We start from the raw sequence: 18,925 nt of genomic DNA, 5'->3' as shown, positions 1-18,925 counted from the left end.
TCGCGAACGCAACCGTTTCTTCTACCATGTCCACTCCTCTGCCCACAGACCAATTCCTTGATACCCCTGGAATCATTCTGGATGTCCGCAGTCCGGCTGAGTATACCCAGGGTCATATCCCCGGCGCACTGAGCTTCCCCTTGTTTGATGATGACGAACGCGCGATGGTTGGGATCTGCTATAAGGAACAGGGGCGGGAGGAAGCCGTTGAGTTGGGGTTTGCGATCGCCGGTCCGAAGTTTGCAGATTTTATTGCACAAGCCAAGTACATCGCTCCGTATCGTCGGGTGCGGCTATATTGTTGGCGCGGCGGTATGCGGAGTAGTGCCGTCGCCTGGGTGCTGGAAATGGCAGGGTTTAAGGTATCGTTGCTGATCGACGGTTACAAAGGATTTCGGCGTTGGGCGCGGAATGTATTCGAGGCTCCTCGAACGATCGTCATTTTAGGTGGGATGACGGGCACCGGAAAAACGGCGGTTTTGCAGGCTCTGGGGGCACACGGCGAGCAAATTATCGATCTGGAAGGTCTGGCTAACCATCGCGGCAGCAGTTATGGTGCGTTAGGTTTGTCTGACCAGCCGACGAATGAGCAGTTTGAAAATCAACTGGCGCTACAGTGGTCGCTGCTGGCTAGCAAAGCGCCGGTATGGATTGAGGCAGAAAGTAAGCGCATCGGCACCTGTCGCATCCCCGAAGCGATTTATCAGCAAATGGAGCGATCGCCGGTGCTGGAAATGGTGCGCTCTCGGTCGGAACGCCTGGATCTATTGCTGGATGTGTATGGATTTGCGACACCAGACGAGTTGATTATTGCAACCGAACGCATTCGCAAACGGCTGGGTGGGTTACGCACACAACAAGCGATCGAATGCTTTCAACACAACAAATTTAGAGACGCGTTTGATCTGATCTTGGCGTATTACGATAAAACGTATCAATACGATTTAGAACGCCGCCAATCGCCTCGGTACTCTGTAGATGTTGAAGGATTAAGTGTCGATGAAAGTGTGCATCAACTGCTCGAAACCTGGCATCAAATTTCTAGATAGAGCAGTTCTAAATGAGTTGTAAGATAATCGGGGTGCGTCTCTCACAACCCACTATTAAGTAAACGAAAATGCATTTAACAATCGCATCAGGACACTTACAAATTGGATTAGAAACGATTGAACGGGTGTGGGCGTTTCATTTCAGCAAAACCATTGACGTTTCTTTAGCTCACATTACTCAGGTGAGCCTTGAACTTCCGGATACAACCTGGAGAGAATTGCGGGCTCCGGGTACCTTTGTGCCGGGAGTAATTAAGGCTGGAACATATTATACGCAACGAGGACGAGAGTTTTGGTATGTTACCAAACCCGAGGATTGTTTGACGCTGGATTTAGAACATGAGTACTTTAAAAGAATCGTGATTAATGTTAACGATAGTGCTTCCTGGGCAGAAAGATTGCGATCGCAAGCGTAAAAATGGAACATTCAAAATTTTTGTTGAAGTTGAGTCAAGCTTTATTTCAAGATTCGGCTCAACAGCATGCATTTCTAGACGCTTTGATCCATCCCCAAGCCTTTTCGCCTTGCATTTTGTGGACGACGGAACGACCCGATACCCTGCCATTTTCCCAAGATGCTACGGTGTCCTGGCAACCTGATTTTGTCGATCGCTTGGTACTTGGAGAAAAGCCGGGACAACATCCATTGCATCACAGCGGTCACTTTTACTGTTTGGATTTTTCATCTGTTTTTGCGATTTCTGTTTTGCAAACCCTGACCCAACCGATGTCTCATATTTTGGATATGTGTGCGTCTCCGGGTGGCAAAAGTATCTTTGCCTGGAAAGCATTACAACCTGATTTGTTGATTAGTAATGAGGTGATTGGTAAACGCTTGGGCGCACTGATTTCAAATCTCAAACGTTGCCACATTCATCCGGCGATCGCTCTCAGTCTAGATTCCAAAATCCTGGCAGCAGAAATTCCGAAAACGATGGATCTGGTCCTGGTAGATGCGCCCTGTACCGGACAATCTTTGATTGCCAAAGGGGATAAAGCACCCGGTTGTTTTCATCCGGTTATGATTAACAAAAATGCCAATCGACAAAAACGAATTCTGGCAAACTCAGCCCAACTGGTTGCTCCCAATGGCTATTTAGCCTACATGACCTGTGCCTATTCTGTTGAAGAGAATGAGCAAGTTTGTGCCTGGTTGATCAAACGATTTCCGCAGTTTGTTCCTATTCCAGTGCCCCATCTCATTGCCTATCAATCGCACCTGACTGAAATGCCGTGTTATCGTATGTTTCCTCACGATCGATTGGGGGCAGGAGCCTTTACAATCTTATTGCAAAATCAGGGAGATGGCGATCGCCAACCCTTACCCTCGAATTTTTTAGATCATGCTAAATGGCAGTCTTAGAATTATAGATTGAATATTTGAGAGAGCAACAGCAGAGCTGTTGCTCTTTCACAATGATTACGATGATCGGTGATCTTTAAATCGCTGATCAGCTGTAATCGTTAACTCTAAAAACCCCGTTTCTGCATCGATTTCTCTATTAAAAATTAGATCGTCGCTGACCCCAATGATAATTTCAGCAGTCGTGTAAATCAGGCAGCCATCCATTACATGTCCCCCTATCATTTCACCGGCTGAGTTGGCGATCGCCATATGGAGATGTAAGCCTCCGATGGAGAGGGTTCCTGATAACGAGACTAACTCAAATCTTCCTCGTAAAAAGTGATTTTGAGGTTGATCGGCAAAGCGTAGTGTTATCTGCTGAAAACTACCAATGCCTGAGATAATAAATCCGGCTTGAATTCCATGTTGCTCTGCAAACCTTTTTAGACATTGCTTTAAATCATCGCCAGGGTTAAGTCTCAGGGCAAAAATTTTCATTTTTCAATCATTTTTATTATTTAATCGAAACCAGAGGTTTATGGTTTGGAATTTGGCATTGCCAACCTCCAAAAACTCTTGGTTTGATTTTAATTGAATCGCTGATCCTGAGGCTGTTTTATCCATTGGAGTTGCTTTTTGAGGAGGACTATGGCTTGAAAATTTCGAACTCATTTATCACAACAAAAAATATTACAGATTTCACCCCGTTTGCTTAACAAATCTGTGAATCTTTGGGGTTACAGGGTATGGTATATCTCCTAGTGTGGGGCTAAGAATTGAACGCCCTTTTTCTGTTGTTGTTGACTATTTGCAGGAGCCGTTATGACTCAGCGCCCAATCCTTCTCGGCATTGTTGGGGATAGTGCTGCCGGTAAAACCACGCTAACCAAAGGCATTGCTCAAGTGTTGGGCGAAGAAAATGTCACTGTTATCTGCACCGACGACTATCATCGGTATGACCGCAAGCAACGGGCAGAATTGGGAATTTCGGCTTTGCACCCAGACTGCAACTATCTCGACATCATGCAACAGCATTTAGGGTTACTGCGAACAGGGCAGGCAATCCTAAAGCCCATCTATAATCACTCTTCTGGCGTTTTTGACGCGCCCGAATATATCCAACCCAAAAAATATGTCATCGTCGAGGGGTTGTTGGGATATTCGACCCGTGGAATGCGAGATTGCTATGACGTAAAAGTTTATCTGGCACCGCCTGAGCCGCTACGGGTGCAATGGAAAGTCAAGCGCGACACTCGCAAACGTGGATATAGCGACGAAGAAGTGTTAGAGCAATTGAGAAAACGTGAGTTTGACTCTGAGCATTTTATTCGCCCTCAGCGTCAATGGGCAGATGTGATCGTCAGTTTTTATCCGCCCGACAATAATACGAGCCAGACTGATTTATTGCTCAACGTTCGTCTGGTTTTGCGACCGACCATTCCGCACCCCGAATTCAGCCATATTTTGAAACCCGATGGCAATCACCTCGGCTCGGCGATTCGGCTAGAACTCGATCGCGATATGGGAAAACCTGTAGATGTCCTGGAAATTGATGGACACGCCACAAGTGAGCAGGTGAGTGAATTAGAGAAAATTTTGTGTAGCGAAGTACCTCACTTAGGGCAGTTTTGCAGCCTGGAAGGTAACCAAGATATTGGTAAGGTTATCGGCACAACGGGTGAAACGTTGCAGAGTTATCCGTTGGCGCTGACTCAGTTGTTGATCACGTACCACATGCTGAAAGCAAACAATATCCATTGGCCAGTGGGTAATGCCATGCCATCGTAGCCATATATAGAGCCATTCCAAATGGTTGGTGAGCGGTACATCCCTTTGCGGTACCCCTCCTAGCAGCTGCTGATCACGCATTAAGAACCAGATATGAAAGTGCCTGCCCGAAGGGTGGGTGCTTTCATATCGCTTTACGTCGTCCGTTAGGGCTTTGGGGTGTGGGGCGTGCCCCACGCAAGGGTTTTACCCCTGCACCCTGTCTTAACCTAAGTGCGTAGCGCCATATCTGATCATTTTCCTTTTCAACTCAGACGTCATTCAAAAAAACAGGGCGTGTACACCTTCGGTGTACACGCCCTGTTTTTAGAATGCGTTATGAGTCGCCGATTGCCCCATATTGCCCGATCGCCATCGACTCAACGGTTGTTATTGAGGCGGCAACGAGAAGGGGAAGTTGGCAGTCAGGTTATCGTCGCTGACAGTTCCGGTCAGCGTTTGTACTTCCCCTTGAACCAGGAGACGGATTTCAAACGAGACGGGTCCTGGCGTTCCCCCACTACAGCGAGCAAAAAGGTTGACAGATGCCGTAAATTGCCCCTGGGGAGCCTGACCTGTGGGCCAAAAAATATTTTCGATCGGGGTTGTGTCTGCTTCACCACATCCGGCATTCGCATCTACATCCAGTTGCCCACCTGAAGCGATCGCTGGGTTGGCATAGTAAACTGTTTGACCGGCGGGATCTGTAACGGCTAAATCCAGGTCATCCGATGATGCCCATCGTAAGGTCACCTGGATGTCTCCAGTCCCCAAAGTGGGTTCACCTTCTGCCGCAGCAAAGGGTTCAGCAGAAGGACAGATATCGGATAGGTCTAGCAATTGACCGTTTCGATCCACCATAAAGCATCCTTGACGCTCTTGGGCTTTAACGGCGGTATCGCTCCCCAATAGGGGTAACAAAATGGTCGTAAGGAGCAAGGCTGAACGCAAAGGCTTTAACATGACGCAACAATGTCCGCAAATGAGATGAATGGATAATAGGAAAGCTCAGTTTATGATAGGTTTCCCTGATTGGCTCGATGCCTTATCAACGGTCTTTAAAGAATAATCAGAAATTTGTCAGGCTTGATTTGACACCCAAAAACATTGTGTCACTCAAGGCTGCAAAAGTTTTGAGCGTTGATGAATCCTGGTACGAATTTGACGGTGACCCCGACGGTTTCATCGTCACATTTATAACTCAGGATCACATATTAAATAAAACCCGGAAGTTTATGTTTGGAAGCGCGGCAACGCGGCGCTTCCAAACATAAACCTCGGTTTGATTCAAGTCACACACTAACGGATGATCAATTAACGATTTGGCTGGGTCTAGTCTAGTGGTTTGAGGGTGGGTCGATCGACCCGGTAACCTCATATCCACCCGATTTTTTTAGAGGACTTATTATCATGACTCAAACCTATTTATGCAAACGTTCTACTATAGAATTGCGGCTAACAATCAAGAGGTAACAATTAGTAACGATTCGATCGCTTTTCTTCCACAATTTGTTTGAATGAGTCCGTAGATTCTTGGACATTGTTTGAGCCAGCTCTGAAATTTGGTGTGGGTGCTGCCCGAAGCATGGTATCCACACCAAATTCCATTGATGAAATCAACAATACCAATGTCCGACTGGGTGAATTTTAGAGACTTATTAGCTATCAAATCGGGGCTGAACTATCATATAGGTCATGCAACTGTGAGGAGTGCGGCAATGAAGCGTCCCAAAAGTTTAAGAAATTGGTTTCGCCAAACCATAACAACGTCGTTCAGTGTTCTTGCCTTAGCGGCAGGCTGGAATTTAAGCCATCCTGCGTCTGCATCGGCGCAAGCCGCCTATGGCAGTTACATTGGGGTCGGCGGCTCGGTGGGGTTGACGGGGGGCGGACCCACAGAAGATAGTTCGGCTGGGGGGGTAATTGCACTCCGCTATAGATTATTAGAGATCCCGGTTTCTCTGCGGGCGCAGGTGCTGATCTCGGATGCAACAGCGGTCGTCCCCACAGTGTCTTACGATATTCCCCTCAATTGGTATACCGATGCCTATATTGGGGCAGGCGTTGCCATCCAAGATTCTGAAAACGATACCTCTCCCATTGGCAATCAGACTAGTTTTGTGATTCAGCCTGGGATTGACTATCGTATCCCCCGTAGTCAGTTGGTTTTATTTGGCAATGCGATTATTGCGTTTGATGCCTATCGAGATAGCGGCGACACGGCTGCCTCTGTTCAAGGTGGCGTCGGCTTACGTTTCTAGACGTTGCCGAATTTGAGGGCTGGAGGTTTTGCCATCGGCAAAACCTCCAGCCCTCAAGTTTTGCTCCAGGATGGGCTTGGGATAGGTTCTCAGAGGATATATGAGATTGAGAGAATTTAGCAAGACGAGGTGCGATCGCACCTCATCTGCGAGATGCGTCTCAGATAGACTCCGATTGTTTTTTCAGAGCGGCGTGAGCAATTAACCCATGGAACTGAGCTTATGCATGATCGTCAAAAACGAGGCAGCTAACTTATCTCGCTGTTTAAAAAGTGTCCGGTCAGTAGTCAATGAGATGGTGGTGTTGGATACTGGCTCGATTGATGGCACCGTGGCGATCGCGCGGTCTCTGGGGGCTGAGGTGTTTCACTTTACCTGGACGGACGATTTTTCGGTTGCCCGCAATGAGGCACTGAAATATGTCAATGGTCGTTGGGTATTAGTTCTGGATGCGGATGAGGTGTTGGCAGAGTCGGTCATACCTGCCTTGAAACAAGCTATTCAGCAACCGGATGCACTGGTAATTAATCTACTGCGGCAAGAAGTTGGGGCGTCGCAATCGCCCTATTCGATGGTATCTCGGCTGTTTCGCAACCATCCCGATATCCAATTCACTCGCCCTTATCACGCCATGGTCGATGACAGCGTGATTGACATTTTGCAACGAGAACCTCAATGGCGGGTGGTCGATTTGCCAGATCTGGCTATTTTGCATTATGGCTATGAGCCAGGAGCGATCGCCAGTCGCAATAAGTTAGAGCGTGCCCGGATGACGATGGAGCGGTTTTTGGCGGAAAATCCCGGAGAACCCTATGCCTGTAGCAAATTGGGAGCGTTGTATGTGCAGATGGGGCGGTTTGACTATGGCATTGATCTGTTAGAGCGAGGCTTGCAGGCTGATACGCTGGATGCGCCCATTTTATATGAGTTGCATTATCATCTGGGCATTGCCTATGGGCGTATTCGCCAACCCCAGCAAGCCGCACAGCATTATCAGCTAGCGCTGCAACAAACGGTTCTACCTCAGGTAAAACTGGGAGCATATAATAATCTGGGCAGTTTGCGGCAGGCGGCGGGTGATTGGACGGGTGCAAAATCGTGTTATGAAGCGGCACTCAAGATTGATCCAAATTTTGCCTTGGGGTATAACAATCTGGGGCTAACTTTAAAGGCAATGGGGCAATTGAATGAGGCGATCGCCCAGTATCAGCAAGCGATTGCATTGAACCCTAATTATGCAGAAGCGCACCAAAATTTGGCGGTGGTGTTGTTAAAAATGGGTAGAGTTGATGAGAGTTTAGCCAGCTTTAAACAAGCGATCGTCCTGCATCAACAAGGAAATAACATTCAAGAAGCCGATCGTCTGCGCCAGGGACTCCAAGAAATAGGCTTTGAGAAATTATAGTGCTTCATCTATTTTCATTTCATTTCTGGATTATGCAATGGCATTCGACGTATTCAAAAAACTAAAAGATAAATATTTTGACTTTATTATTCTGGTTGCAATTTCTCTATTTTTTTCTCTTGTAGTAAGTCTATTGCTGTCTTATCTCAGCTCACCTAAAATTCCTATTTTTGGCTTCCATGGTATTGTCGATTTAGAGCAGCCTGATTCCACAACGGTTAAAAATCAGATGCAACATCGAATGGATTATTCTAAACAGGAATTAGGTGTCTTTTTAGACTATTTAATACAAAATAACTATTGGTTTTTATCGACTCAAGAACTCTACGATTACTTTCTTGAGAAATCAAAATTAATTCCTCCAGAGCATATTGGGCAACGCCCCGTTATGATCTCATTTGATGACAGTTACAAAGGAAACTTTTTGAATGTTACCCCGATTCTAGAAGGGTTAGAACAGAAATATCACCGTAAAGCAACGATGGTAATGTTTGTGAATCCCGGCACGTTAGCAAAACCGAATCGACCTTCTACGAGTTATTTATCGTGTGATGATCTCAGGACGGGATTCAGTCAAGGGTTTTATGATATACAATCCCATGGTCTTAACCATAAGAAATTAACAGAAATCAGTTCTGAAGAGGTCGTTGAAGAGCTTGCTCAAGCGCAAGTTGAACTGAGACGATGTATAGGAGATTTAGATGCAACTCATACCACGGCAAAGCATTTTGCTTACCCCAATGGAGCAACGAATCAACACGTAATGGAACAAGTCGAAAAATATTATTTGTCAGCTTATTTATATAATAGTAAACCTCTCAGATTTTGCTGGCTCAAAAATCATTATTTGATTTCAAGATTTACAGTCAACCAGGAGAAATCTGCTCAAGGTTTGATTCAAATGGTTAAACGAGTGTCTCCTATTAAATCTGATCAGTTGTGCGATTAAATTTGTGCAAACAAATATTGTGAAGTCGGATATCAGTCCAATCCGTGCAGACGCGCTAGATGCATTGCGAGGGTTAGCCATTCTAGCAATGGTTTTTTCGGGTACGATTCGGTACAAAATTTTGCCAACTTGGATGTACCATGCTCAAGTACCACCCCCCGACCATGCTTTCAATCCAGAGATTCGAGGATTAACCTGGGTCGATCTGGTTTTCCCGCTATTTTTATTTGTTATGGGTGCGGCTATACCTCTGGCATTATCTCGCCGCATAGCTCAGAGAAAAACAATCTATCCCGTTATTTTTGAAGTGTTGAAACGGGGCTTTTTTCTCAGTTCATTTGCCATTGTTTTACAGCATCTTCGTCCTTTTTCAATTAATCCTAACCCCACAGATCTAACCTGGTGGTTGGCTCTTTTTGGATTTGTTTTGTTGTTTTTGATGTATGGGCGATCGCCTCAGAATTGGCGACTTAAAAAATATGAGATATGGATTAATTTAATTGGCTGGATATTAGCGATTGGATTAATTTCACAGTTTCAATACGACGGCAAGGGATTTTCGTTGGAACGCAGTGACATTATCCTCTTAGTTCTCGCGAACGTTGCGGTGTTTGGATCGCTGCTATGGTTGCTGACTCAAACTCGACTTTTATTACGATTGGGATTGTTAGGCTTACTGTTGGCATTAGAACATTCGGCTAGTGTAGAGGGTTGGTTGAAGGAAATTTGGACAACGTCCCCCGTTCCCTGGTTATTTCAATTCGACTATTTAAAGTATTTATTTATTGTCATTCCCGGAACGATCGCCGGAGATTTAATTTTAAATTGGATGAATAGGCTGGCATCGGAGGTAAACAATAGTCAGGAAGATCGTAGCGAAACTGCTTCGCAAAAAGGGCAGGGTTGGATACAAATTGCAGCGATGTTGGCACTTTGCCTACTGTTATTAATTGGTTTACAAGCTAGATGGGTTTGGCAAACCTTACTCTTAAGCGCTGGCGTAGGGGGTTTCAGTTATTTTCTGTTTTGCCGACCTAAAAACACGACGGAAACCCTATTGTTATCCTTTTATCAGTGGGGATTATATTGGTTGGTTTTAGGCTTGTGTTTTGAACCGTACCAGGGAGGTATCCGTAAGGATTCAGCCACCTATAGTTACTATTTCGTTACTACTGCGATCGCCTTTTTCTTACTAATTTTATTTACGATTTTGGTGAATGTTTTAAACCAGAAAAAATGGCTGGGGTTGCTGATCGATAATGGCAAGAATCCGATGATTGCCTATGTTGCCTTTGCCAATTTTCTCTGGCCTATTTTGACCCTGACGGGTTTAGAAGATCAGGTGATTCACTATACCAATACTCCCTTCATGGGATTTATTAAAGGCATTCTCTATACACTACCGATTGCCGTGTTGGTTAGCTTGTTTACTCGACTTCGCCTGTTCTGGAAAACGTAAATCTGTATCCTCAGGCTTTTCATAAAAATACCGTGAATCCTTTTTTGGGGAGCGCGGCTCCGCCGCGCTCCCCAAAAAAGATATGTTTTTTAAGGCATAAGGCTCCCTAGTGATTGGGACAGGTGTTGATCTGCCTACCCTGCCGACGTCCTAAATGCGATCGCTTCACCCAAAAAGGCGATAATGATGAGATTTCTAAGTTCGATTGAAAGATTTTAAAGTATGGCTGTCATCTGGGAATTGGATTTTTACTCTCGTCCACTGTTGGACGAAAAGCAGAAAAAATTGTGGGAAGTGTTGATTTGTGAAAGTCCATTGGCGATCGATGCAGAGCCAGAAACCCTGTTTCGTTATTCCCAGTTTTTGTCGAACACAGAGGTAAATTCTGTAACGCTGCGTCAAGCTATCGAAACGGCGATCGCCCAGGCACCCAAGCGACCCGATAAAATTCGCTTTTTCCGGCGACAAATGACCAACATGATCACTAAAGCCTGTGAAGATGCCGGGATTCCGGTGTACGCCAGCCGACGCACTCTGGCATTGCACCATTGGCTACAGCACCGGATGACCAGCGAGTACCCAACCTATCCCAATTATCAGGCGAGTGGCAATCCGTCTGTGATGGTGCCGCCCAGTATGCCGCAACCATTGCCCGATGCGCTGTTAGGTCAACAGTGGGCATTGGTGAGTTTGCCCGTCAGCGACTTTGCCGACTTACCAGAATGGAACGTCAGTTTTGGCGAAGTTTTTCCACTCAAGATGACTGGATTGGAGCCAGATAGCCAGGTTCCGGGGTTAGTCATCTTCTCTCAGCGATCGCTGCCTTTAGCGGCTTGGATGTCGGGGCTAGAAATGGCTTTTCTCAAGTTCGAAGAGTCTTCGCCTGCCCGCCTGATTTTAGAAACAGGTGCGGGAGACGGTTGGATTTTGGCGACCTTAGCCAAACCGCAACTCCGTCAGGAAGGAGAGAAGTTTGAAGCCGCCAAACAAAAATCAAACTCTGTTCATTTTTTGGCGGTGCAATCTGAACCACAGGCAGAATCCTTTGCCGGGTTTTGGCTAATGCAAGAGTTGAATCTAGCGTAATGTACCCTGATCCCAGAAGATGGATAGAGAAGTAACGATTCACACGTTTCGTTAGATGTCTCTGCGTAGACACTTGGCACTATCTAGCACATCCATTGACTAAGAGATTATGGCTTCTGACAATTTGCAACAGACAGCACTGGCAGAGCAACTGCTAGAACTGGCAATTCGATCAGGAGCGGAAGCCGCAGAGGTGTTCCAGTCGGAGTCGCTCTCTCGTCCAATTTTTTTTGAAGCCAACCGTCTCAAACAACTGGAGAGTTCTGAGTCGGAAGGGATCGCACTACGCTTATGGCGGCAGGGGTGTCCGGGGTTGGCGGTTGCCTACGGTCCGATTGAGCCGCAAGCGCTAGTCGATAAGGCGATCGCCCTGAGTCATTTGAATGAACCAGAAACGATTGAGCTAACGGCATCCAACCGCGCCCATTACCCCGATTTGGGGGAAGCCGTACCGATCGAACAATTGGTGGACTGGGGGAAAGAGGCGATCGCTCTGGTGCGGCAAGCGTATCCAGAAATTATTTGTACCGCAGAATGGGAATGTGATAGTGAAACGATCCGACTGATCAATTCGTCCGGTCTAGATTGTGGCTACACCGATACCACCCTCAGTTGCTATTTATCTGCCGATTGGATTCGAGGAGACGATTTTCTCAATGTGTCCGATGGGCAGACCCAACGTGGTAGCCTTGACCCGGTTTCCCTGGCTCAACAGGTAATGCAGCGGTTGGAGTGGGCACGTACCAATGTTGCACCCCCTACGGGACGAGTCCCGATTCTATTCACGGCAAAGGCAGCCGATATGCTGTGGGGTACGATCCAGGCTGCACTCAATGGCAAACAGGTGATTGAACGCGCCTCACCCTGGAGCGATCGCCTGGGTGAACCCGTTACGTCTGACAATCTGACGCTATACCAACAACCCGATGCGGGTCCGTTTAGCTGTCCTTTTGATGATGAAGGCACGCCAACTCAGCCCATTACTTTCATCAAGTCGGGTGTCTTGCAGTTGTTTTATACCGATCGCAAAATTGGTAAATCCTTAGGCAGCGGTAGCACGGGCAATGGATTCCGTCCTGGTTTGGGCAGTTATCCCACACCTGGGCTATTTAACTTGCTCATCCAACCGGGATTTCGTTCTCTTGCCGACTTAATTGGGTCTTTAAAGCAGGGGTTAATTGTCGATCAAATGTTGGGTGGTGGTGCTGGCATCTCAGGAGAATTTTCGGTAAATGTCGATCTCGGCTATCGCATCCAAAATGGGAAGGTGGTGGGTCGCGTCAAAGACACAATGGTTGCCGGAAATGTCTACAATGCACTCAAGAATTTGCTAGAAGTAGGAGATGATGCAGAGTGGAACGGGTCGTGTTATACCCCTTCGATAATTGTCGAAGGACTTTCGGTTACGGGGCGTAGCTAGCTTTGCGGGTGCAAAGTGTTTAGATAAATGTTATGGAGAATTCAACTCACTACGAAACGCTAGAAGTTAGTCCCCAAGCCAGTCAGACAGAAATTAAACAGGCATATCGGCGGCTAGTTAAAATTTTTCATCCAGATAGTAATCGTGAGCTGGATGGGCATGATCAAATCGCGGGGATCAATGTTGCCTACGAAATCTTAAGCGATCCCAATCGGCGTACTTCCTACGATCGCCAGCTGAGAGAACAACACCAATCCAGCCATAGCCGACAGGCTTATTACTCTGATCCAGTTACAGATCCCGTGTCTCAACGGCAGCGGCGGGCAGCCGCTGCCCAATCTCGGTATCGTCAGGGGCACCCCACCGGAAAACATAGTGATGAACACTTGCAACAGTGGTTGCAGCAGGTCTACCAGCCTGTCAATCGCTACCTTTACCAAATTTTAGGCTCTTTGCAGGATCAGATTGATGATCTGGCAGCGGATCCATTTGATGATGAGCTAATTGAAGACTTTTTAGCATATTTAGAAGATTGCCGCGAAGCCTTGCAAAAAGCCCAACGTGCTTTTCGTTCCATGCCCAATCCACCCAATGTTGCCGGGGTTGCTGCCCATTTATATTACTGTCTCAACCAGGTGGGAGATGGCATTGATGAGTTAGAGCGATTTACCTCTAGCTACGATGACCACTATCTGCACACCGGGCAGGAATTGTTCCGGATTGCGGCTGGTTTACGTCGCGAGGCACAAGCTGCCATTAAGGCGATCGCATAACACCCATTTCCCCAAATTTTCTCAGAACCAATCCGAAAAAGGCATGGGTTGAAACGCTGCCTTCTATGTAGCGTTTCAACCCATCGCTTTTGTCTGGGGACACCGCCCGTGCGCCCTTGTCCTGACCAGCCCTGCGGCTGCCATACACCCATAAATTCAGATTTGAGCTGAATGAATTGAATGAGAATTCTAATTTGAAGCTAAAAAATACAGGAATTAAATATAGAAATTAAATCCAATCGCTATGCAGTTCTGACTACATAAAAGAGGTTGATTAACCTCAATGAAATATAGTAATTATAGAAATTTGCAGCAACATTTTTAATCATCAATGCTGCTGCAAACTATATAAATGATAGACGAACTATCGCTTCTATTTCTTCTGGAAAAATTGTAGGACATCGATAAGCGATAGCTATCTTGCTGATCGATGATACCTGCTTCTGCTATTGGCATAGAAAATCACCGAGAATAGCGCTGATCTAGCCAGATTCGGACTTCCATCTCGGAGCTAAACCGTGCAGATGTTTGGCTAATCGGATCATAAACTCTCCAGAATATGTTCCCTTGGCGATCGCTATGTTCACTGATTTGGGGCTCAGAACTACCGGCTGCTAGTTTGACTAAGTAAGCGACTATTGCTTTACCTTTTGCTAACAGATTGTTTTGAATAGACCGATTACGATTGATTAATTCATTAACCGTAGATGGAGTTGACGCGTGATAAAAATGGGTGCTAGTCTTCATAAATCTTGCCTGTTTGAGTTAAAGTATTGAGTATTGCTGAACTCATAGGTTTATATTCACGGATTTTCTCTGAATATTCAAAAGGTAGCTTGCATAGCTACTATGAATAAAATTCATAAGTAAAATTCTGGAATAGCGTCAGCTATGGGTGAAGTCATGATCCTTTGCAACCTGAGTCTGTATCTATAGCGGTGTGCAAGTTCGTGAAGTACAGAAACAGTGTTGTGGGGTGCTCTGCATCCCACAACGCCGGACTGAATCAACCCGCACAGCGCTATAGCTGTCCGTTTCAGATCGGGGATTGAATAAAACCGGGGATTTGTTTTGAGCAGTGTGGCGTCGCTGCGCTTCCGACCCTTCCGGATTTTATTGAATGTCTGATCCTGTAAGACATCGAGTTCACATCACGATTGGGGGAGAGCCAGCGATGAAAGTGGGCAATCTAGACGGCATTAAGTTATCCCAGTTGCGAGCACTGATTGCTGTCGCAGAGCGAGGCAATTTTAGTGAAGCTGCCTTGCAATTAGAGGTGTCTCAATCAGCTATCAGCCATGCGATCGCCACATTAGAAGAAGAATTGGGAGTAGTCCTGCTGACGCGCGGTCGATACGGAGCACGGCTGACCCCTGTGGGCGAGTTGATTACTAGCCATGCTCAAGAAATGCTGCAACTCCTGGAGCTAATTGGCAAAGAAGCCAACCTGGCGAAAGGATTAGACGGTGGGCAATTGCGGGTGACCACCTTCCGCAGTTTTGCAACCCATGTTTTGCCTGAGTTAATTGCAAAATTCACCCAATGCTTTCCCGGCATTAATATCTCAATTGCCGAATATCGAGGTGATGATGGTGTCGAGCAAGCCTTGCGCGATGGGCGGGCGGACGTAGGGTTTACGTGTATGCCGCCCAGCGATGGCTTTGAAAGCTGGGAATTGTTTCAGGATGAATATGTGGTGTTATTGCCCCCCGACATAAAACGCCCTAAAACACCATTAACCTGGGATGAACTCTTAAGTTATCCTCTGATCCTGCCGCCCGGCAGTGACTATTGCAATATTTTGATTCGAGGGCACCTGGCGCGTTTGGGTGTCAGTATGAAAGCAGCCTACGAAATTCAAGAAGACTCTACGATGGTCAGTATGGTCGGGCGTGGATTGGGCGCGACCATTATGGCACGGTTGGCAGCAGAACCGCTGCCGCCAGAGATTCAGGTATATCGATTGCCGGTGCCCCTGATGCGGAGTATTCGAGCTGCCGTATTAAAAGATGCGTTACATTCACCGCCAGTGTATGCCTTTCTCGATACGGTCAAAGAAATGGCTCCCCGCATCCCTCAGTCTATTTTGTGTTCAGCCCACGCATTAAGCTATCCGGCTCCGCAAAAAATTAAACGGGCGAGTTAATAGACCTTTTGCAAATTAAGGGTTTCAAATTAGGTTAGTCGGGGGCGAAGCCCCCGACTAACCTAATTTGAAAGAGATATACGGGTAGATCAGTGTGATTTCTTTAAAGGAGTGATCACAGGGAGTTTCACGGTCACGATTGTTCCTTGCTCGGCTGAAGATGCGATCGCCAGTTCCCCTTGATGGGCTTCGACGATGCGTTTAACGATCGCCAGTCCTAACCCGGTGCCAGAAAGTTTGGTCGTAAAGAAGGGCTTGGTTAACTTGGGTAAAATATCGGGTGGAATTGGGTCGCCGCCGTTATGAACCTGAATCCAAACGTGGTGATCGGGGGGCGAATTGACTCGCCATGTAACGGTTTCACCCTGCGCGATCGCCTCACAGGCATTGCCAACTAAATTGATAAACACTTGCTTGAGTTTGTCTCGGTCTGCCAAGACATGAATGGGAGACGGTGCTGCAATAAAGCAAATCTGCCGACTGAGGGCAGACGGTAGGGTGTGGATGGTATCCAGTAATTCCAGGCAAAAACTATTGAGTTCTAGCTCGGCATGTTGGTGAGTTTGGGGTTTGGCGTACAGGAGAATTTCGTTGAGCAGCGATCGCAATCGTTCGGCTTCTTCCAGTGCCAGATGAAGGCGCTCCTGAGCAACATCCGGTAACTCCATGCGTTTGAAAGAATTCAGTCCCATCATCACGGTGGTTAATGGATTGCGGACTTCATGTACGATCATGGCGGCTAACTCGCCCACCTCTGCTAATCGTTCCATTGCCTTTAGCATGTCCTGCTGGGCGCGGCGCTGCTCAGTGACATCTTCAGCGATCCCGGCAATCCGATAGACGTGCCCCTGCTCATCGCGGATGGGGAATGCCTGGTCATGGATGATGCGGACAGAACCATCGGGTCGAAGAATGCGATATTCTTCGTCAAAATTGCCATCCGCGGCTTGTTTGATCGCTGTGAGCACCCGCTCTCGATCATCGGGATGAATGGCAGCATCCCAGATCTGTGAACCCAACTGATACCAGCGATCGCAGGGTTGTTCCCAAATACTTTCAAACGCAGGGCTGATGTAAATGGGCTCATCATGTTTGGAATAGAGCCAGAGAATTTGTTTCATATTCTCTGCAATTTGCCGCAGTTGCTCTTCACTTTGGCGTAAATCTTCTTCGACAGCTTTGCGTTCCGTAATTTCGGCTTGCAACTGAGCATTTAACTGTTGCAGTTCAGCAGTACGTTGTTCAACACGTTGTTCTAGCTGATTATTGATCGTCATCAACTGCGACTGCGTAGCCCGTAATTCTCGCGTTCGTTTGACGACTTCTGCTTCTAATGCTTCATTAAACTTTTGTTGTTGTTGATAGAGTTCGTAATTATCGATTGCGGTTGCTGCCCGTTCCGCAAAAATTTCTGCCAAGCGGACTTCTTCTGACGTGAAGTGCCGGGGTTGCCGATGGAACGAACAAATGGTGCCCAAGATTTCACCCGTGGGCGTTCGCAGAGGTACACCGAGATAGGCTTTATAGCCCTCAACCCCGCTACCGTATTCTGTTTTAACTGTGACATCATCGACAATTAAGGGGCATCCTTGTTCCACTACTGTCCCTGTGAGAGAGCCATGTAACTCGTACACCTGCTCAAAGGTCTCGCCGAGATCAACTGTACTTGCTAAAATGCGCTCTTTGCCATCTCGACAAAGGGTAACGATGGACCAATCAAGGCAAATTAGATCACTGACGCCCTGGGCAACCGCCTGGAGATAGTTGTTCAGATCACCTGCCCGATAACTCAGCGCAGATAACACGTTGAGAGCAAGTTGCTCTTTCTGCGATCGAGAAATGCTGTGAGGCTGATCAAATCGCTCCATTTTAAGGTGCCATTTTTGAAACTAATCAGGTCTATATTAAACGGTAAGGCTGCAATGTCAGCAATACAAAACTCTAAGCCTTTCCTTAACTATATAGCGCGGTGCGGGTTGATTCAGGACAGTGTTATGGGGTGCGGAGCACCCCATAACACCGTTGCTGTACTGAACGAACTTGCACACTGCTATAGGGCTTCGTGCCTATATAAATTACAGGTGTAATGAGAGAGCCGCGCTCCGCGCGGCTCTCTCATTACACCTTGTACTTCATGCCATTGAGAATTGCTATCAATGCTGATTTAGTTAGTGTTGATTTAATTATTGACGAGCTTGTATTCCACCAGTTTTCGTTGCCGTCCCAGGATGCGGTTCCTGTGGAAGAGGAGTTGACCTTGGGCTTGTGCAAATTTTCCTAGCACACAAAACCCGGCATACGGTAAGGCGTGCCGGGTTGGCAAACCCTCGTGGCGTTTTCTACGATAAATCCGATAGATCAGCAGTGGGTAGCCCAATAGAAGTAAGCCGCTCAGTCCGTGGGTAATCCAGGTGAAGCCGAGAGATGCAGCCGGAAGGAACAATCCCCAGTTCCAAATACTTTGGCTTTCTTTCGCCCAATGGCGTTCTGGGCTAGACCCATGTAACCATGCGCCTTCGGCAAACGCATGACCTGCTCGCAGCGATCGCATCCACCACTGGCTAAATTGGGTCATTGCTGCATCATGCAACGTCATCTCCGCATCCAACCGAAAAATCCGCCATTTCTGACGACGCAATCGGACACACAGTTCGGGTTCTTCTCCGGCAATCAGGGAGGAATTAAAGCCACCAACCTGCTGAAAGGCTGAAATTCGCATCATCGCATCGCCGCCGCAGGCACTGGCTTCACCGACGGGGGTATTCCATTCCAGATCACAGAGAAGATTGTAAATAGATTGTTCGGGAAAACGTTCGCGACGGCGACCGCACACCACAGCGATGTCGGGATGTTGATCGAGTTCCTCTGTAGCTCGTTCGATCCATCCCGATACCAGGACACAATCCCCATCGACAAACTGAACGAAGTCTAGGTTGGGTTGAAGTTGCAGCAAGCGTTCCAATCCGGCATTCCGTGCTCGTGCTGCTGTAAAGGGTAGCGATAAATCTAGTTCAACAACGCTGACGCCGAGCGATCGCGCCATGGCGATACTGCTATCGGTAGAGCCCGAATCGACATAGACCACATAGGCAACCTGGGCGATCGCACTCACCAAACACTGATGTAATCGCTCTCCCTCATTGCGTCCGATTGCCACCAATCCCACTCGATTCACACGTCACCTCTATTGCAAAACTAAAATACGTCATTCATCAAGCTGTGTCCAGACCTGATTCGAAACGTGATTGAGGAGTTGATAGTTCGT

17 protein-coding genes are annotated in these 18,925 nt (G+C 47.1%); 12 read left to right on the top strand and 5 right to left on the bottom strand.

Annotation, left to right across the window (positions count from 1 at the left end; translation table 11 throughout):
- Window positions 1–26 precede the first annotated feature (26 nt).
- The 3 genes from mnmH to ACR6Z4_RS06870 all read left to right on the top strand — a co-directional run bounded on the left by mnmH (window position 27) and on the right by ACR6Z4_RS06870 (window position 2,412).
- Complete coding sequence (gene mnmH / locus ACR6Z4_RS06880; RefSeq protein ID WP_479716499.1) at window positions 27–1,049, top strand: tRNA 2-selenouridine(34) synthase MnmH; 1,023 nt, start codon at window positions 27–29, stop codon at window positions 1,047–1,049.
- A 68-nt stretch (window positions 1,050–1,117) separates the two neighbouring features.
- A complete protein-coding gene (locus ACR6Z4_RS06875) occupies window positions 1,118–1,465 on the top strand; it encodes a hypothetical protein (protein WP_479716498.1) in 348 nt (115 codons plus the stop codon).
- A 2-nt stretch (window positions 1,466–1,467) separates the two neighbouring features.
- Window positions 1,468–2,412 carry an RsmB/NOP family class I SAM-dependent RNA methyltransferase gene (locus ACR6Z4_RS06870; protein ID WP_479716497.1) on the top strand — a complete coding sequence of 315 codons (945 nt, stop codon included), beginning with the start codon at window positions 1,468–1,470 and terminating at the stop codon, window positions 2,410–2,412.
- 57 nt (window positions 2,413–2,469) lie between these two features.
- Here the strand turns inward: ACR6Z4_RS06870 and ACR6Z4_RS06865 are convergent, their stop codons facing one another.
- Window positions 2,470–2,892: a PPC domain-containing DNA-binding protein gene (locus ACR6Z4_RS06865; protein WP_479716496.1), complete on the bottom strand. Its 423-nt coding sequence runs from the start codon at window positions 2,890–2,892 to the stop codon at window positions 2,470–2,472.
- 324 nt (window positions 2,893–3,216) lie between these two features.
- Here ACR6Z4_RS06865 and ACR6Z4_RS06860 point away from each other — a divergent pair, with 324 nt between their 5' ends.
- Window positions 3,217–4,182: a phosphoribulokinase gene (locus ACR6Z4_RS06860; RefSeq protein ID WP_479716495.1), complete on the top strand. Its 966-nt coding sequence runs from the start codon at window positions 3,217–3,219 to the stop codon at window positions 4,180–4,182.
- 369 nt (window positions 4,183–4,551) lie between these two features.
- Here the strand turns inward: ACR6Z4_RS06860 and ACR6Z4_RS06855 are convergent, their stop codons facing one another.
- Window positions 4,552–5,124: a hypothetical protein gene (locus tag ACR6Z4_RS06855; RefSeq protein WP_479716494.1), complete on the bottom strand. Its 573-nt coding sequence runs from the start codon at window positions 5,122–5,124 to the stop codon at window positions 4,552–4,554.
- A gap of 755 nt (window positions 5,125–5,879) precedes the next feature.
- Between ACR6Z4_RS06855 and ACR6Z4_RS06850 the strand changes: the two genes are divergently transcribed.
- From ACR6Z4_RS06850 to ACR6Z4_RS06820, 7 genes are all read left to right on the top strand, one after another.
- A complete protein-coding gene (locus tag ACR6Z4_RS06850) occupies window positions 5,880–6,422 on the top strand; it encodes a hypothetical protein (protein ID WP_479716493.1) in 543 nt (180 codons plus the stop codon).
- 208 nt (window positions 6,423–6,630) lie between these two features.
- Window positions 6,631–7,827 carry a tetratricopeptide repeat protein gene (locus tag ACR6Z4_RS06845; RefSeq protein ID WP_479716492.1) on the top strand — a complete coding sequence of 399 codons (1,197 nt, stop codon included), beginning with the start codon at window positions 6,631–6,633 and terminating at the stop codon, window positions 7,825–7,827.
- Between the two features lie 37 nt (window positions 7,828–7,864).
- Window positions 7,865–8,776 (top strand): polysaccharide deacetylase family protein, encoded by a 912-nt coding sequence (locus tag ACR6Z4_RS06840; protein WP_479716491.1) that lies wholly within the window; start codon window positions 7,865–7,867, stop codon window positions 8,774–8,776.
- Window positions 8,777–8,780: 4 nt separating this feature from the next.
- Window positions 8,781–10,235, top strand: a complete 1,455-nt coding sequence (locus ACR6Z4_RS06835; RefSeq protein WP_479716490.1) for a DUF5009 domain-containing protein — start codon at window positions 8,781–8,783, stop codon at window positions 10,233–10,235.
- 222 nt (window positions 10,236–10,457) lie between these two features.
- Window positions 10,458–11,321, top strand: coding sequence for a Tab2 family RNA-binding protein (locus ACR6Z4_RS06830; RefSeq protein WP_479716489.1), 864 nt, complete (start codon window positions 10,458–10,460; stop codon window positions 11,319–11,321).
- Window positions 11,322–11,430: 109 nt separating this feature from the next.
- Entirely contained in the window at window positions 11,431–12,741 is a 1,311-nt protein-coding gene (locus ACR6Z4_RS06825; RefSeq protein ID WP_479716488.1) for a TldD/PmbA family protein, read from the top strand.
- A 32-nt stretch (window positions 12,742–12,773) separates the two neighbouring features.
- On the top strand, window positions 12,774–13,514 hold the full coding sequence (locus ACR6Z4_RS06820) for a DnaJ domain-containing protein (protein WP_479716487.1): 741 nt from the start codon (window positions 12,774–12,776) through the stop codon (window positions 13,512–13,514).
- A 462-nt stretch (window positions 13,515–13,976) separates the two neighbouring features.
- On the opposite strand, the gene ACR6Z4_RS06815 is transcribed toward ACR6Z4_RS06820, so the two are convergent.
- Entirely contained in the window at window positions 13,977–14,261 is a 285-nt protein-coding gene (locus tag ACR6Z4_RS06815; RefSeq protein ID WP_479716486.1) for a hypothetical protein, read from the bottom strand.
- A 373-nt stretch (window positions 14,262–14,634) separates the two neighbouring features.
- Here ACR6Z4_RS06815 and ACR6Z4_RS06810 point away from each other — a divergent pair, with 373 nt between their 5' ends.
- Window positions 14,635–15,660, top strand: coding sequence for a LysR family transcriptional regulator (locus ACR6Z4_RS06810; RefSeq protein WP_479716485.1), 1,026 nt, complete (start codon window positions 14,635–14,637; stop codon window positions 15,658–15,660).
- A gap of 89 nt (window positions 15,661–15,749) precedes the next feature.
- Here ACR6Z4_RS06810 and ACR6Z4_RS06805 read toward each other — a convergent pair whose 3' ends face one another.
- Both ACR6Z4_RS06805 and ACR6Z4_RS06800 read right to left on the bottom strand, forming a co-directional pair.
- On the bottom strand, window positions 15,750–17,528 hold the full coding sequence (locus ACR6Z4_RS06805) for an ATP-binding protein (protein ID WP_479716484.1): 1,779 nt from the start codon (window positions 17,526–17,528) through the stop codon (window positions 15,750–15,752).
- Between the two features lie 311 nt (window positions 17,529–17,839).
- Entirely contained in the window at window positions 17,840–18,835 is a 996-nt protein-coding gene (locus ACR6Z4_RS06800; protein WP_479716483.1) for a glycosyltransferase family A protein, read from the bottom strand.
- Window positions 18,836–18,925: the final 90 nt, after the last annotated feature.

This window comes from Calyptranema fuscum S582 (assembly GCF_055793305.1).
This window is presented reverse-complemented; position numbering and strand designations above follow the sequence as displayed.